Raw genomic sequence first — 14882 nt, forward strand, 5'->3', positions numbered from 1 at the left:
ATGCGGACCAATTTCCGATGGACAACGATAGCCCTGATCGTCGCCCTCATCGTGATCAACTACATTGACCGGAGCGCGGTGTCGTTCGCGGTCCGGCCGCTTTCCGAGGCATTCGGGCTCAACGCGGCCGCCTACGGGGTCATCGGCGGCGTCTTCTCCATCGGATACATGGTCTTCGCGTTCCTGTCCGGGCCGTTGGTGGACCGTTTCGGCCCCCGCAACGTGCTGCTCGGTTCCATCCTGATCTGGTCGGTGGCCACCGCGCTGACCCCGCTGGCCGGCGGCTTCGCCGGGCTGCTGCTGGTGCGGATCCTGCTCGGCGCCGGCGAGGCACCGGGCTTCCCGGCGGCCACCCGGGTGGCCAGCCGCTGGCTGCCGGCCACCGAGCGCGGCAAGGCGCTCGCGCTGATCGGCGGCGTCGCGGTGTCCGGAAGCCTGCTCATCAGCGGGCCGATCATCACCCAGCTCATCCACGTGGCCGGCTGGCGCGGCATGTTCTGGATCCTGGCCGTCCTCGGGCTGGCGTGGGCGGGCGTCGCCTTCGCGCTGCTGCGCAACACCCCGGCCGAGCACCCGCGCTGTTCGCCGGAGGAACGGGCACACATCGCGGCCGGGCAGGCCGAGTCCGAGGGCACCGCCCGCGAGGCGCGGGTGGACTGGCGCGCGATCCTGACCAACCGCAACCTGTGGATCACCGGGATCGGCTACTTCGCCTGGGGCTTCATGTTCTGGGGGTTCATGTACTGGCTGCCGGAGTTCCTGGCCAAGTCCTACCAGCTCAGCATCCGGCAGGTCGGCGCGTTCTCGGTGGCGCCGTGGGCCGCCGGCGTGGTCGGGGCGCTGCTCGGCGGCCTGCTCGTGGACCGGCTCTACGCCCGCTACCAGCGGGTCCGTACCAGATTCCTGATCATGGGAACGGCGCTGCTGCTCTCCGGGGCGTCGCTGATCCCGATCATGGTCTCGCCGTCGCTGACCACCGCGCTGGTCTCGATCTCGCTCGGGGTGGGACTGGGCTTCGTCACCGGCGGCATCTGGTGGGTGGCGGCCATCGACGCGGCCCCGACCCATCCCGGCGCGGCGGCCGGGTTCGCCGACGCCGCGTTCGCCTCGTCGGGCATCCTGGCGCCGGTCGTGATGGGGTTCATCGTCCACAACACCGGCACCTTCGGCAGCGGGTTCGCGCTGATGAGCGCGCTCGCGGTGATCGGGGCGCTGGCCATGCTGCTGTTCACCAGGGAACCCGGCCACGGAGAAAGGCACGCCCCCGTCCCCATGACCGGAGACAGGGGCGCGTCGTGACCGGATCAGCCGAAGAGCAGGCCGAGCAGGCCGGTGACGAGGTTCTTCACCGTCGACAGCGCGCCGTTCACGGTGTCCTGCGCTCCGCCGGCCGCGCCACCGCCGCCCTGGGCTCCTCCGGCGCCGCCCTGGGCCTTGACGTTCGCCACGGCCGGGGAGGCCGCCGTCGGGGCGGCGACCGATGCCGAGGCGGCCGCCGGGGCCACCGGTGCGGGGGCGGCGGCGCTCGCGGTGCCTACCCCGATGACCAACGCCGCCGCCCCGGCCGTGGCGGCCACGGCGGCGACGCGCATGATGCGATGCACATTTCCTCCTAGGGTCAAGAATGCACGCTATGGTGCACACTCTTTTCAACTTGCCAGCCGCACCTTAGTCACCCGATCGGTGTGCGTGGCAAGGAATATATAGAATCGCGGAAGCTACCTGTGAGTAGTAGAACCGCATTCGGATTGCCGGTGAGTAAACGACTATCACGGATAACGGTGTGATCACCGTTCCTATCACGGTGAGGCAACGGTGTGCATTCCGTCGCCGGTTTCCGGCACGCGGCCAACTGTGTCGATCATGAGACGTCGAAGTCGGTTGCGCGGCGCTCCCGGTAGCCGTACCGTTGTCAACCAAGTGGTTGGTTGACGGAGGAGCTGGTGATGACTGACCGGTTGATGTCCGGCAGGGTGGCCTTCGTGACCGGCGCGAGCCGGGGCATCGGCGCGGCCACGGCCCGGCTGCTGGCACGCCACGGCGCCGCGGTGGGCGTCAACTACTACCGGGGTGAGGAGCCCGCCGGGCGGGTCGTCTCGGCCATCCGGGACGCGGGCGGTACCGCGTTCGCGCTGCGCGCCGACGCCCGCGACGAGCGGCAGGTCGCGGACGCGTGCGACGAGCTCTCCCGGCGGGCAGGTCCGGTGGACACGCTGGTCCTCAACGCCGTGTCCGGCTCGGCGTTCGTCCCCACGCCCCTGGTGGCCCAGGACCCGTCGCTGACCCTGGACAAGACCACCGACCAGCTACGGATGTGCCTGTGTCCGGTGCGGGCCGTCGCGCCGGGTATGGTCGAGCGCCGGTTCGGTTCGATCATCGCGATCGGCTCCGAGGTGGCCCGCACGCCGGTCGGCGGGATGGGTGCGGTGAGCGTCGCCAAGTCGGCGGTCGCCGCCGCCATGCGCACCCTCGCCCTCGAGCTCGGGCCGTCCGGGGTGCGCGTCAACATCGTCGCACCCGGCATGGTGCTGACCGAGCTGAGCGAGTTCATCCCGGACGCGGAGAAGGCGGCCAACGCCCGGGCCACCGCGCTTCGCCGCAACGCCACACCCGACGACGTAGCGGGCGCCGTGCTCCTGATGGCCAGCGACTACACCGGCTTCGTCACCGGCGCCCTGGTGCCCGTCCAGGGCGGCCTGCGCATCGGCTAGCTCCGGCCCTACTTCAGCGCGAGCGCGTTGGCGGGCGAGCCGATGCCGCCCCGGGCGTGCAGCGGAGCGGCGGTGACCAGGAACTCGTGCACGCCGGTGTCCGCGCAGTCCTGGGCGAGGTCGGCCAGCCACCACAGCTCGCCGATCGCGAGCCCGAGCTGGCCGATCATGATCTGGTGCAGGAAGCCGAACGGCCACGCCTCCGGCTGTAGGTCCGGCGGCCAGACCTCCAGCGCCGGGTTGTCCGCCGCGACCGCGCTCAGGCCGCTGTCCCAGAGGTAGGCGGCCATCTCCTCGCTGTGCTCGATGCCCGCCGCGGTCAGCGTCTCCCTCGCGGCGAGGCGCTTGCGGGCCGGCGCGTCCTGCTCGACGTACCAGGCCAGGAAGCCGGTGTGCAGCAGCAGGATGTCGCCGGTGCGGTACTCGACGCCGGCGGCCTCGCGCGCCCGCTCCAGCTCGGCGACGGTGATGGCGTGGCTGGTGCCCGGCCGGTAGCCGGCCGGTGCCGTGCGGGCGATGTCCAGGAGCACGCCCCGGCCGGCGATGCCGCGCGCGGCCCAGTGCTCGATCGTGTTGCGCCGGCCGGCCCTGACGTCCTCGGTGCTCGCGCCGTTGTAGAACCGCCCGCTGTCGAACGCGATGTGCCCGAGCGAGTCCCACTGGCTGGTGGCCTGCGGGTAGAAGTTGTCGTGCACGTCGTCGAAGGTGCGGCCGGGGCGGGTTTCCAGGGTCGTGCGCCGGTCGACGCCCCTGTCGTACATCGGCGGCTCGATCAGGTTGAGCGGGGCGTTGAGCGAGAACACGGCCCCTCGCCGGACCAGCTGGGCGGCGGCGGCGATCCGCTCGGGGGTCTGCAGATTGATCGTCCCGACGCAGTCGTCGTCGCCGAACTGCCCCCATGCCGAGCGGGCTCCCCCGTCGGCGGCCGGGAGCTGGTCGTACTTCGGACGTGTCACGGTCAACCTCCGGGATAGGCGTCCGCCTTTTCTAGCAGCGAGCTCGACCTGTCGAATCGCCCGGGCCGGGGCATCATGGACGGATGGGCCAACGTCGGGTGACCGGGTACTGCACGCTCTGCAAGTCCCACTGTGGGTCCGTCTCGGTGCTGGACGGCGACCGGCTGGTCGCGGTCGAGCCGTTGCCGGGGCACCCCACCGGCGGCGCGCTGTGCGCCAAGGGCCGGGCCATGCCGGAGCTGACCCACAGCCCCCGGCGCCTGACGACGCCGATGAGGCGGACGAACCCGAAGGACGCCGACGACCCCGGCTGGGTGCCGATCGGCTGGGACGAGGCGCTCGACGAGATCGCCGCGCGGCTGGTCGCCATCCGCGCCGAGAGCGGGCCCGAGGCGGTCGCCTTCTCGGTCACCACCTCCAGCGGCACGCCGATGGTCGACGGCACCGACCTGGTCAACCACTTCGTCCGCCACTTCGGCAGCCCGAACATCGTCTACGCCACCGAGATCTGCGGCTGGCACAAGAACTTCGCGCACGCGTTCACCTACGGCAAGGGCATCGGCACCCCCGACTACCGGGCCGCCGAGCTGATCATCCTGTGGGGCCACAACCCGGCGCGCACCTGGCTGACCTCGGCGACCGCCGTGGCCGAGGCCCGCCGCGACGGCGCGAAGGTGGTGGTCGTCGACCCGAAGCGCGGCGGCAGCGGCCAGCAGGCCGACCTGTGGGTGCGGATCAGGCCGGGCACGGACGGTGCGCTCGCCCTCGGCGCGATCCACCACATGATCTCCAGCGGCCGCTACGACGAGGAGTTCGTCCGGGCTTGGACGAACGCCCCGCTGCTGGTGGACACCGCCACCGGCGAGCTGGCCCGCGCCGGCGAGCACTACCTCGTGTGGGCCTCGGAGCCCAGGCCGTACGACACCCGCCGTCCGCTCGCCCGCCCGCACGACGTGGCGCTGCGCGGCGAGTTCACCCTGGCCGACGGGCGGACCGTGCGGCCGGTGTTCGACCTGCTCGCCGAGCACGTCGCGGAGTGGACGCCGGAGCGGGTCGCCGAGACCACCTGGATCGACCCCGCCGAGCTGGCCGACTTCTACGCGCTGCTCACCAAGCACCGGCGGGTCTCGTACTACTCCTGGACCGGGGTCGGCCAGCACACCAACGCGACCCAGACCGAGCGGGCGCTCGGCGTCCTCTACGCCCTGCTCGGGAGCTACGACCAGCCCGGCGGGCTGCGCTGGGTGAACAAGCAGCCGGCGAACCCGCTCGGCGCGTTCTCCATCCTGCCCAGGGCGGAGCGGGAGAAGGCGCTCGGCTTCCGGGAGATGCCGCTCGGGCCGCCGGTGCAGGGCCACGTGACGGCCCGCGACTTCCGCCGGGCGGTGCTGGACGGCGAGCCGTACCGGGTGCGGGCGATGGTCGGTTTCGGCGCGAACATGGTGGTCTCGCAGGGCGCGTCCGACGAGAACCGCAAGGCGCTGCGCGCGCTGGAGTTCCAGGTGCAGTGCGACATGTTCGAGAACCCGACGGCGAACACCGCCGACATCCTGCTGCCGGTCTGCGCCCCGCCGGAGCGGCCCGGGCTGATGATCGGTTTCGACGTCGGCGCCGAGGGCGAGGAGCTGGTGCAGCTGCGGGAGCGGATGATCCCGCCGGCCGGGGACTCCCGGTCCGACTACGACATCGTGTTCGCGCTGGCCCAGCGGCTGGGCATGTCGGAGGCGTTCTTCGGCGGTGACCTGGAGGCGGCCTGGAACCATCAGCTCGCGCCGCTCGGCCTCACCGTGGCGGACCTGCGCGCCAACCCCGGCGGCATCCGGGTGCCGATCGCGCAGCGCGACCGCAAGTACGCCGCGGAGGGTGCGGACGGCACCGTCGCGGGCTTCGCCACCGGCACCCGCCGGGTGGAGCTCTACTCCGAGCTGATGCGCGAGCACGGCCAGCCCGCGCTGCCGACGTTCACCCTGCCGGACCCGGTCACGCCCGATAACGCCGAGTTCCCCTACGTCATGACCACCGCGAAGAACGGCCACTACACGCACTCGTCGCTGCGCTCGCTGGCCTCGCTGCGCCGCCGCTCCCCCGACCCCTCGGTGGAGGTCAGCCCGGCGCTGGCGGCCGCGCGCGGGCTGGCCGAGGGCGACTGGGCCACGGTGCGCACCCCGGACGGGCAGGCCACGCTGCGGGTGCGGCTCAACGACGAGCTGCACGACCGGGTGGTGATCGCCGAGCACGGCTGGTGGGACGACTCGCCGCCGCCGGCCACCCCGGGCATGACCGCGCTCGGCCGGCGCACCAGCAACATCAACGCCGCGCTGTCCGACCGGCGCCGCGACCCGATCAGCGGTTCGGTGCCGCTGCGCGGGGTGGCCTGCGACGTGCGCCGCGACGACGAGACCTCGGCCGGGAACTGGGCGGGCTGGCGCACGTTCCGGGTGGCGTCCCGGGAGCCGGTCGAGACCGGGGCGCTCGCGCTCACCCTGCGCCCGGAGGACGGCGGCCCGCTGCCGAGGTTCCGGCCCGGGCAGCACGTGCAGGTCCGCTCGCCGGAGATCGAGACCCAGCGGGCCTACTCACTGACCAACGACGGCGCGACCGCCGGCGCGCTGCGGATCGCGGTGAAGGACATCGGCGGGCGGATGTCCGGTCACCTGCACGGCACCGTCGACGGCAGGGTGGCGGACACCGTGGAGGTGAAGGCGCCGACGGGCACGTTCACTCCCCCGGTCGGCGGCGCCCGCACGGTGCTGTGCATCGGCGGCGGCATCGGCGTGACGCCGTTCCTGGGGTATCTGGAGACGCTCGCCGCCGGCCTGCCGGCGCCACCGAGGGTGCGGCTGGTCTACACCCGCAGGGCCACGGACGAGCCCGCGCCCATCGCCACCAGGCTGGCCGAGCTGGCCGGGAAGATCCCGGGCGTGGAGCTGCACGAGCACCTCACGGGCGGCGCCGAGGGCCGGTTCAGCGCCTCGGACCTGCCGGAGGGGTTCCTCGCCAGCCGGCCGCTGGTCTACCTGTGCGGGCCCGCCGCGATGATGACCGAGCTGACCGACCAGCTCGTCGGCCTGGGCATCGACAGGTTCGACGTCTTCACCGAGGAGTTCTTCAGCGACATCGAGATCCCGGAGACGCTGCACCCGGCCACCGTCCGGTTCGCCCGCACCGGCCGCGAGCTGACCTGGACGCCGAAGGCCGGCACCCTGCTCGACGCCGCCGACGCGGCAGGCGTCCCGCTGGGCAGCGGTTGCCGCACCGGGGTGTGCGAGTCCTGCGTTGTGCGGGTGCGCGCCGGCGAGGTCGCGCACCTCTCGACCGTGGAGAACGAGCCCGGCAGCTGCCTGACCTGCCAGGCCATCCCGCTCACCGACCTGGTGCTGGAGGCCTGATCACGCGCCGCCGCTGGAGTCCTGGACCCGCTTGAGGGCGGCCTTGCGGGCGCCCTGGATGTGCGCGCTCGCGGCCCGCCTTGCCGCGGCCGGGTCGCCGGAGACGAGCGCGTCGAGGATCCGCTCGTGCTCCCTGCGGGAGTGCTGGAGCCGGCCGGGGATCTGCAGCGTCGTCTCCATGCCCCTGGCCAGGATCTCCTGCAGCACCCCGAGCGTGCGGGTGAGGAACCGGTTGCCGGCGGCCTCCACGATCCGCATGTGGAACGCGGCGTCCAGCTCCTGCAGCCGCCTCCAGTCCACGTCGTCCTCGGCGCTGGCGGCCATCAGGGTGTCGTAGGCCTCGCGCACCCGGGCCAGCCGGTCGGCGTCCTGGTGCGAGGCGGCCCACGCCGCGGCCGGCAGCTCCAGCACCTCGCGCATGTCGAACAGCTCGGTCAGGCTCATCTCCTCGGCCAGCAGCGCCTGGCGCAGGGTGCGGGTGGTGGCCGGGTCGGCCACGAACACCCCGGAGCCGTGCCGGATCTCGACGTGCCCCTGCGCCTTCAGCGAGCGCAGCGCCTCACGCAGCGACGGGCGGCTGGTGCCCAGCATGGCGGCCAGCTCCCGCTCGGGCGGCAGCCGGTCGCCGGGGCGCAGCCGGTCGCTGGCGATGACCTCGAGGATGCGGCGCGCGATGAGGTCGGAGACGCTGCCCTGCCGTAGCGGCGCCCAGAGTTGCGGGTCCGAGCTCACCGTGACCTCCGTACCGGTATTGGTCAGAGCAGTTTACCTCTGGCGCCGATCGACCCTTGTCTCGCCGCCCGATCGGGGTTACTGTCGGGCCGTTGAATTGGTAAGACCTCTATCCAAGGAGGGATCGGATGGCGGAGTCGCCCGACCAGCCCGGATTTCTCGCCCACCACGACGGCGACCTGGTCGCGGTGGCGGTCCGGGATCTGACCCCCGGCACCGTGCACGGCGGCTACCTGCGCGGGCCGCTGTCGGTGACCGTCGAGCTGCGTGACGAGGTCCCGCTGGGCCACAAGCTCGCGCTGGTCGACATCGCCGAAGGCCAGGACGTCGTCGAGTACGGCCAGCGGGTGGGCGTCGCGCTCAAGGACATCCCGCGCGGCGGCTACGTCCACGTCCACAACGTAAGGAGCGCACGGTGGCAGAACAGCGTCGCCTGACCGGGTACCGCCGGGAGAACGGCACCGTCGGCATCCGCAACCACACGGTGATCCTGCCGGTGGACGACCTGTCCAACGCCGCCGCCGAGGCCGTCGCGAAGGTGGTGCCGGGCACGCTGGCGCTGCCGCACGCCTACGGCCGGCTGCAGTTCGGCCCGGACCTGGACCTGACCTTCCGCACCCTGATCGGCACCGGCGCGAACCCGAACGTGGCGTCCGTGGTCGTGATCGGCATCGAGCCGAACTGGACCGACCGGGTCGTGGAGGGCATCGCCAAGTCCGGCAAGAAGGTCGCCGGCTTCTCCATCGAGCGCAACGGCGACCTGAGGACGATCGAGCGGGCGGCCCGGGTCGCGGCGCGTCACCTGCAGGACGACTCGGAGCGCCAGCGCGAGCCGGTGGAGCGCCACGAGGTGATGCTCTCGATCAAGTGCGGCGAGTCGGACACCACCAGCGGGCTCGGCTCCTGCCCCACGACCGCCGAGGCGGTGGACCGCTGGGTGGATGCCGGCGGGACGGTGCTGTTCGGCGAGACCAGCGAGCTGACCGGCGGCGAGCACCTGATCGCGCAGCGGTGCGTCAACGACACCGTCCGGCAGCGCTTCCAGCGGATGTACGACGACTACATCGAGATGATCGAGCGCACCGGCGCGAACCTGCTCGGCTCGCAGCCCACGCAGGGCAACATCCGGGGCGGGCTGACCACCATCGAGGAGAAGGCGATGGGCAACATCGCCAAGACCGGCACCAAGCCGGTGATCGCCGCGCTGGAGGCCGCCGAGGCGCCCAGCTCGGGTCCGGGCCTGTACTTCATGGACACCTCGTCGGCCGCCGCCGAGTGCGTCACGCTGATGGCCGCCGCCGGCGCCGCGATCCACCTGTTCCCGACCGGCCAGGGCAACGTCATCGGCAACCCCATCGAGCCGGTGGTGAAGCTGACCGCCAACCCGATGACCGCCGAGACCATGTCCGAGCACATGGACCTGGACTGCTCGGGGCTGCTGCGCCGCGACTACGACCTGACCGCCGCGGGTGACCTGCTGATGGACGTCATCGACAGGACCGTCAACGGCCGGCTGACCTGCGCCGAGGTGCTGGGACACCGGGAGTTCGTGCTCACCCGGCTTTACCAGAGCGCCTGATGCGGCTCGACCCGGTGGACGTGATCGTCACCGAGGAGGTGTGGGGCGAGCCGTTCGAGGAGCTGGCCACCAGGCGGTCGGTGCTGCGCCGGCCGGCCGCCTGGTCCTCCCGCGACGACCTCGCCGCGCTCGTCTCCCGTGCTCGCGCTTTGGTGGTGCGCAACCGCACCCGGGTGGACCGCGAGCTGCTGGCCGCCGCGCCCGAGCTGCGCATCGTGGCTCGGGCCGGGGTCGGGCTGGACAACATCGACCTCGCCGAGGCGGCCGCGCGCCGGGTGGTGGTGACCGCCCCGCTGGGCGCGAACGCGGTCAGCGTCGCCGAGCACACGGTGGGCCTGGCGCTGGCGCTGGCCCGTAAGACGCTCGCGCTGGACGCGGGGTGTCGTTCCGGACGGTGGGACCGCGAGCCGGGCACCGAGCTGGCCGGCCGCACCTGGGGGCTGCTCGGGGCGGGCGCGACCGCGCGTGCCTGCGGGCGGCTGGGCGGGGCGCTCGGCATGTCCGTGCTGGCGTACGACCCGTACCTCGACCCGGCGCACCCGGACCTGGTGGCGGCCGGCATCGAGCTGGCACCGCTGGTGGAGGTGGCGGCGCGGGCGGACGTGCTGTCCTGCCACCTGCCCGCGACCGAGCAGACCGCGGGCATGGTCGACGCCCTGCTGTTGGCGCGGATGCGCCCGTCCGCGCTGCTGATCAACGTCGGCCGCGGCGAGGTGGTCGACGAGGACGCGCTCGCCGATGCCCTGGAGTCGGGCGCGCTGGCCGGCGCGGCGCTGGACGTGCGTGTCGACGAACCACCCCGCCCCGGCGGCTGGAAGGGCTCCCGAACGTGATCCTCACCCCGCATGTCGCGGGCATCACGGAGGAGAGCCAGCGGCGCATCCTGCGGGTGCTCGCCGACGACATCGACGCCGTGCTGGACGGCCGCCCGCCCGCGAGCGCCGTCACGTGAAGCTCACCGTCTCGCGGGCGCGAACCCTCGCCGCCGAGCTGCTCGCCGCCGCCGGCATGCCGGCCGACCGCGCCGCCAGCAGCGCCCGCTGCATCGTGATGGCCGACGTGTGGGGCATCGCCTCGCACGGCCTGCTGCGGCTGCCGTACTACCTGCGGCGCACCCTGGCCGGCGGCTACCCGCCGGACGCCGACCTGACCACCGTCGACGACACCGGGCCGCTGGTCGCGCTGGACGGCGGCGGCGGGCTCGGGCACTGGCAGCTGTGGCGGGCCGCCGAGCTGGCCTCGGCGCGGTGCGAGCGGTACGGGGTCGCGGCGGTGAGCGTGGCCAACTCGGGTCACTGCGGCGCGCTGGGCCTGTACACGGTTCCCGGCATCGAGGCCGGTCAGCTCACGCTGGCGTTCTCCAACGGCCCTGCCGTGATGCCGGCCTGGGGCGCGGCCGGCCCGCTGCTGTCCACCTCGCCGCTGGCCGCCGGGATCCCGGCCCGGCCGCGCCCGGCCATCGTGGACATGGCCACCAGCACGGTGGCCCGGGGCAAGATCGCGGCACACGCGAAGAACGGGACGGAGCTGCCGCCGGGCTGGGCGCTGGACCGCGACGGCCGTCCCACGGTGGATCCGCAGGAGGCCCTGCGCGGGCTGCTGGCCCCGCTGGGCGGCGCCAAGGGGTTCGCGCTGGCCCTGCTGGTGGAGGCGCTCGCCGGTGGGCTGGCCGGGCCGCACCTGTCGGCGGACGTGGCGGACATGTTCGCCGAGTCGGACGAACGGCGCCCGCAGCGGATCGGGCACCTGCTGGTCGCGCTCGACGCCGGCCGGCTCGACGCTCGGGACCGCCTGGACAGGCTCGCGCGCTCGGTCACCGACAGCGGCGGCCGGCTGCCCGGAGCCCGTCGCCCGCTGCCGTCCGAGGTGGACGAATCGGCGGCGCTGCCCGTCGATGAAGGAACACTGCGCGAGCTGGCAGACTGGTCACGGCGCCTGGGTGTCGCGTCAGGAACCCAGCGCGGTGGCGAGGCCTGATACGACCACGAGCACCACGACAGTGAGCCGGAACGCCCGCCCGGACAGCCGCCGCGCGATCTGACCGCCGACCAGGTTCCCCGCCACCGCCGCCACCAGGAACATCGGCAGCGCCGGCCAGAGCACCCCGAGCGGGATCTGCCCACGCACCCCCAGGATCGCCAGCGACAGCGCGCAGGTCACCACGAAGTAGCCGGCCAGGTCCGCGATGAACGTGGCCGGCGGGACGCGGGCGCGCGCCAGCAGCACGGCGGCCGGCGGCCCGTTGAGCGAGGTGGTGGTGGACAGGTAGCCGCCGGTCAGCCCGGTCACCGCGATCAGCGCGGGCCCGGGCCGCTTCGGCCGGCCACCGTCGATGAACGCCAGCCGGATCCCGGCCAGCGCGACCAGCACGCCGGCAGCGGGCTTGAGCACGTGCGGCGGGATCATGCCCACGGTGACGGCGCCGAGCCAGGCCCCGGGCACGCTGCCCGCCACCAGCAGCGCCACCCGGCGGACGTCCACGTGCCGGTGAGACCGGCAGAGCACGCCCGTCCTGGTGACCAGCGTCGCGGCCAGGTTGACCACCACGACCTCGGGCACCGGCAGGCCCACCAGCAACAGCAGCGGGGTGGTCAGCAGCGCCGCGCCGAACCCGGTGGCGCCACCGAGGATCGCGGCGAACCCGACGGCGGCGACGGCAAGGCCGAGGACCACTCCCTACGAGGCCCGGGCCATCGAGGCCTCGGCCGGCCGCCGCTCGGCCCGCGCCGTCTCCGCCGCGATCTCGGCCACCGTCCGCGACAACGGCTGCGTCGTGCCCGAGGGCGCCGTCACCAAGCTGACCACCACGAACACCACCGCGTTGAGGCCCAGCGCGATCAGCCCGGCGTTCACCCCGCCCACCGGGTCGTGCCCGGTCAGCATCAGCGCGCCGCACACCACCCAGCCGGTGAGCAGCCCGGCGAGCATGCCCTGCTTGGTGGCCCGGGTCCAGAACAGCCCGCCGACCACGATCCCGGGGAACAGTTGGGCGATGAACGCGTACGCCACCAGCAGCACGCTCACGATCAACGCGGGCGCGGCCAGCGTGAGCGCCAGCGCGACCCCGGTCAGCGGAAACACCAGCGCCCTGGTCAGCCAGAACACCGTCCGGTCGGTGGTGGCCGGGCGGATCGCCTGCACCACGTTGCGGGACAGCAGGCTGGCCGAGGTCATCACGATCGGCCCGGCCGGCACGATAGCCGAGAGCATGCCGGCCACCACGAACAGCACCAGCGCCCAGTCCGGGAAGATCGACTTCATGATGTGCATGACCACGTCGTTGCCGGCCAGCCCGGTGCCCAGCGCGATCACCGCGGCGAACCCGACGACCAGCACCGCCACCTTCACCAACTGGTAGAACGGCATGAACACGGCCTGGCGCTTGAGCGCTCGCGGGCTGGTCGCGGTGAACGCGGTGCCGAACCACTGCGGCCACATCCACTGCCCCAGCCCGGTCATGACCACCGTGGTGATCATCCAGGTCGGCCCCATGTCGCGCGCGGTCTGCGAGGGCAGCTCGAAGTAGTGCGGGATCTTCGCGGTGAACGCCGCATACATCTCACCGAACCCGCCGAAGTAGTGCAGCGGCACCGTGACGAACACCGCCGCCACCGCCGCGAACATCAGCAGGTCCTTGACCACCGACTGGATCGCGTTGCCCCGGATCCCGCCGATGAACACCGCCGCCGCCAGCACCACGAACCCCAGGATATTGCCCATCACCGGCGAGATCGCGTCGCCGCCGATCACCTTGAAGATCGCGGACAGCCCCACGATGTTGAGGTCGATGTACGCGATCATGATCAGCGCGGTGCTCGCCGCCACGAAGATGCCCAGCCACCTGCTGTCGTAGCGGTGCGCCACGAAGTCCGCCTGCGTGACGTGGCCGTACTTCTTGCCCAGCACCCAGATGCACGGCAGCACCAGGAAACCGACGGCGTAGGCGACGTCGTTCTGGGCCACGTTGTAGAAGCCGGCCGCGCCCTTCGTGTAGGAGTAGCCGGCCAGCCCCTGGAAGGTGAACGCCGTGTAGATCTCGCTGCCGAGCAGGAACCACAGCAGCACCGACCCCATCCCCCGGTGATGGACCAGCCAGCCCTCCAGGCTGTCGTTCTTGGTCCGCCCGGCCAGCCCGCCGAGCACCAGGATCACGAAGGTCAGCCCGAGCCCGACCAGCAGCACCACCAGCGCGCTCATGCGTCGTCCTCGGTCGTCCGCAACAGGACCCACTTGTCGTAGAGGTAGACGACCCCGATCAGCGCCGGCGCCAGGAACGGCATCAGGGTGAACCAGAACAGCATCTCGGGCATCCCGGCGATCCGTCCGGCCCCGTCGTTGAAGAACACCGGCGGCACGCACGTGTACAGGACGATCATGGCGACGACGAGCGCCAGCCAGGCCAGCAGGACTCTCCGGTGAGCCATCGGTTACCCCAGTCTGTGACGTCAGGTGGACGGAGGTCAGACCTCTTGTCACCGGGACGCTATCGGCTCCGAAACGTTCGGGTCAAGGCCGGCGCGATCCCCCGGTCACCCGCTCGCGCCCGTACCCCGCGCCCGCGAGTCGGGGATTCTGTCAGGGTGAGTCGCGGAGTTCATCAGCCGCGAACCGGCCGATCTCTGAGTGCGGCGCGCGTCCGTCCCGCTAGAACGATCTATCAACCGCTAGAACGATCTATCAAGCGGGGAGGGCGACGGCACGGGCCACGCCGTTCACGGGCCACGGAGGTTTACGAGCCGCGCGTGGCCTCGGTTCCGGCGGCCTGCTCCTCGGTCATGGTGGCGATGTCGCGTTCCACGCTCTCCAGGTGGGCCAGCGCCGCCGCGCGGGCGCGCCGCGCGTCCCCGTCGGCGATCGCCTGGTAGATGGCGGTGTGCTCGTCGAGGGACAGCTTCGGGCGGTCGGGGGTGGTCCACAGGGCGGCGCGCTCCCGCATGACCTCGTTGCCGATCAGGTCGATCAGCTCGACCAGCGCGAGGTTGCCGGTGGCCTCGCCGATCGTCCGGTGGAACAGCACGTCGGCGTGCACCGCGGCGGTGGCGTCGTTGTCCCGCATCGCGGCGTGCATCTGGCGCACGGCGGCGGCCATCTCCTGCATGGCGGCGGGCAGCCGGCGCTGGCTGGCCAACTCGGCGGCGAACGCGTCCAGGCCGCGCCGCACCTCGAGCAGCTCGCGGACCCGGCCCACGTTGCGTGCCGTCCAGTTCCGCCACTCGGCCTGCAGGGCGTCCCGGTCGTCGTGCCGGCGCGCGATCACGGTGCTGGCCCCGTGGCGCACCTCCAGCACGCCGAGGGCCTGGAGGAACTGCACGGCCGAGCGCACGGTGCCCCGGCTGACGCCGAGCCGCTCGCTGAGCACGCGTTCGGAGGGCAGCGGGTCGCCCGGGCGCAGGTCCCCCTTCTCGATCAGCTCCAGCAGCCGGCGCTTGGTCTGCTCCTTGAGCGGCTGGCGCCGCACCGGCTCGATCGGCACGTCGTTCGTGTTCAGCTGCCTCTCCCCCGCTACTGGTTCGAC

General features: G+C 72.5%; 15 protein-coding genes. 8 read left to right on the forward strand and 7 right to left on the reverse strand.

Features of this window, described 5'->3' with window-relative positions; all coding sequences use genetic code 11:
* Positions 1-51: 51 nt before the first annotated feature.
* Positions 52-1299: an MFS transporter gene (locus N912_RS49560; protein ID WP_211261128.1), complete on the forward strand. Its 1248-nt coding sequence runs from the start codon at positions 52-54 to the stop codon at positions 1297-1299.
* Between the two features lie 5 nt (positions 1300-1304).
* Here the strand turns inward: N912_RS49560 and N912_RS0105010 are convergent, their stop codons facing one another.
* On the reverse strand, positions 1305-1604 hold the full coding sequence (locus N912_RS0105010) for a hypothetical protein (protein WP_156993166.1): 300 nt from the start codon (positions 1602-1604) through the stop codon (positions 1305-1307).
* Positions 1605-1946: 342 nt separating this feature from the next.
* On the opposite strand from N912_RS0105010, the gene N912_RS0105015 reads away from it, so the two are divergent.
* Complete coding sequence (locus N912_RS0105015) at positions 1947-2711, forward strand: SDR family NAD(P)-dependent oxidoreductase (protein WP_037063537.1); 765 nt, start codon at positions 1947-1949, stop codon at positions 2709-2711.
* A gap of 8 nt (positions 2712-2719) precedes the next feature.
* Here N912_RS0105015 and N912_RS0105020 read toward each other — a convergent pair whose 3' ends face one another.
* Positions 2720-3667: a cyclase family protein gene (locus tag N912_RS0105020; protein ID WP_028921578.1), complete on the reverse strand. Its 948-nt coding sequence runs from the start codon at positions 3665-3667 to the stop codon at positions 2720-2722.
* 83 nt (positions 3668-3750) lie between these two features.
* Between N912_RS0105020 and N912_RS0105025 the strand changes: the two genes are divergently transcribed.
* Positions 3751-7056, forward strand: coding sequence for a molybdopterin-dependent oxidoreductase (locus N912_RS0105025; protein WP_028921579.1), 3306 nt, complete (start codon positions 3751-3753; stop codon positions 7054-7056).
* On the opposite strand, the gene N912_RS0105030 is transcribed toward N912_RS0105025, so the two are convergent.
* Positions 7057-7788 carry a FadR/GntR family transcriptional regulator gene (locus N912_RS0105030; protein ID WP_028921580.1) on the reverse strand — a complete coding sequence of 244 codons (732 nt, stop codon included), beginning with the start codon at positions 7786-7788 and terminating at the stop codon, positions 7057-7059.
* Between the two features lie 128 nt (positions 7789-7916).
* Here N912_RS0105030 and N912_RS0105035 point away from each other — a divergent pair, with 128 nt between their 5' ends.
* From N912_RS0105035 to N912_RS49570, 5 genes are read left to right on the forward strand one after another with little or no spacing between them, the layout of a single operon-like run.
* Positions 7917-8225: a UxaA family hydrolase gene (locus tag N912_RS0105035; RefSeq protein ID WP_028921581.1), complete on the forward strand. Its 309-nt coding sequence runs from the start codon at positions 7917-7919 to the stop codon at positions 8223-8225.
* Positions 8204-9367 (forward strand): UxaA family hydrolase, encoded by a 1164-nt coding sequence (locus N912_RS0105040; protein ID WP_028921582.1) that lies wholly within the window; start codon positions 8204-8206, stop codon positions 9365-9367. The genes N912_RS0105035 and N912_RS0105040 overlap by 22 nt, the downstream gene beginning before the upstream one ends.
* Positions 9367-10200: an NAD(P)-dependent oxidoreductase gene (locus tag N912_RS49565; RefSeq protein ID WP_211261129.1), complete on the forward strand. Its 834-nt coding sequence runs from the start codon at positions 9367-9369 to the stop codon at positions 10198-10200. Before N912_RS0105040 ends, N912_RS49565 begins: the two co-directional genes overlap by 1 nt.
* Positions 10197-10319 carry a hypothetical protein gene (locus N912_RS66400; protein ID WP_281176229.1) on the forward strand — a complete coding sequence of 41 codons (123 nt, stop codon included), beginning with the start codon at positions 10197-10199 and terminating at the stop codon, positions 10317-10319. The genes N912_RS49565 and N912_RS66400 overlap by 4 nt, the downstream gene beginning before the upstream one ends.
* A complete protein-coding gene (locus tag N912_RS49570) occupies positions 10316-11344 on the forward strand; it encodes an Ldh family oxidoreductase (RefSeq protein WP_037062816.1) in 1029 nt (342 codons plus the stop codon). Before N912_RS66400 ends, N912_RS49570 begins: the two co-directional genes overlap by 4 nt.
* On the opposite strand, the gene N912_RS0105055 is transcribed toward N912_RS49570, so the two are convergent.
* From N912_RS0105055 to N912_RS0105070, 4 genes are all read right to left on the reverse strand, one after another.
* Positions 11315-12040, reverse strand: a complete 726-nt coding sequence (locus N912_RS0105055) for a sulfite exporter TauE/SafE family protein (protein WP_028921583.1) — start codon at positions 12038-12040, stop codon at positions 11315-11317. The two genes, N912_RS49570 and N912_RS0105055, sit on opposite strands and share 30 nt — an antisense overlap.
* 3 nt (positions 12041-12043) lie before the next feature.
* Positions 12044-13564: a sodium:solute symporter family protein gene (locus tag N912_RS49575; RefSeq protein ID WP_051579659.1), complete on the reverse strand. Its 1521-nt coding sequence runs from the start codon at positions 13562-13564 to the stop codon at positions 12044-12046.
* The gene (locus N912_RS49580) at positions 13561-13791 is read right to left on the reverse strand and encodes a hypothetical protein (RefSeq protein WP_051579661.1); all 231 of its coding nucleotides are present in this window, start codon (positions 13789-13791) and stop codon (positions 13561-13563) included. The genes N912_RS49575 and N912_RS49580 overlap by 4 nt, the downstream gene beginning before the upstream one ends.
* Before the next feature lie 305 nt (positions 13792-14096).
* Entirely contained in the window at positions 14097-14840 is a 744-nt protein-coding gene (locus tag N912_RS0105070) for a FadR/GntR family transcriptional regulator (RefSeq protein ID WP_028921584.1), read from the reverse strand.
* Positions 14841-14882: the final 42 nt, after the last annotated feature.

It is taken from the genome of Actinospineispora acaciae DSM 45401, from assembly GCF_000620785.1.
Classification (GTDB): Bacteria; Actinomycetota; Actinomycetes; order Mycobacteriales; family Pseudonocardiaceae; genus Pseudonocardia; species Pseudonocardia acaciae.

Bases quoted from the DNA above. Each gene is read 5' to 3' on its own strand.
- N912_RS0105015 (WP_037063537.1), top strand. From the start codon at position 1,947: ATGACTGACCGGTTGATGTCCGGCAGGGTGGCCTTCGTGACCGGCGCG.
- N912_RS0105025 (WP_028921579.1), top strand. From the start codon at position 3,751: ATGGGCCAACGTCGGGTGACCGGGTACTGCACGCTCTGCAAGTCCCAC.
- N912_RS0105035 (WP_028921581.1), top strand. From the start codon at position 7,917: ATGGCGGAGTCGCCCGACCAGCCCGGATTTCTCGCCCACCACGACGGC.
- N912_RS49565 (WP_211261129.1), top strand. From the start codon at position 9,367: ATGCGGCTCGACCCGGTGGACGTGATCGTCACCGAGGAGGTGTGGGGC.
- N912_RS49575 (WP_051579659.1), bottom strand. From the start codon at position 13,564: ATGAGCGCGCTGGTGGTGCTGCTGGTCGGGCTCGGGCTGACCTTCGTG.
- N912_RS49580 (WP_051579661.1), bottom strand. From the start codon at position 13,791: ATGGCTCACCGGAGAGTCCTGCTGGCCTGGCTGGCGCTCGTCGTCGCC.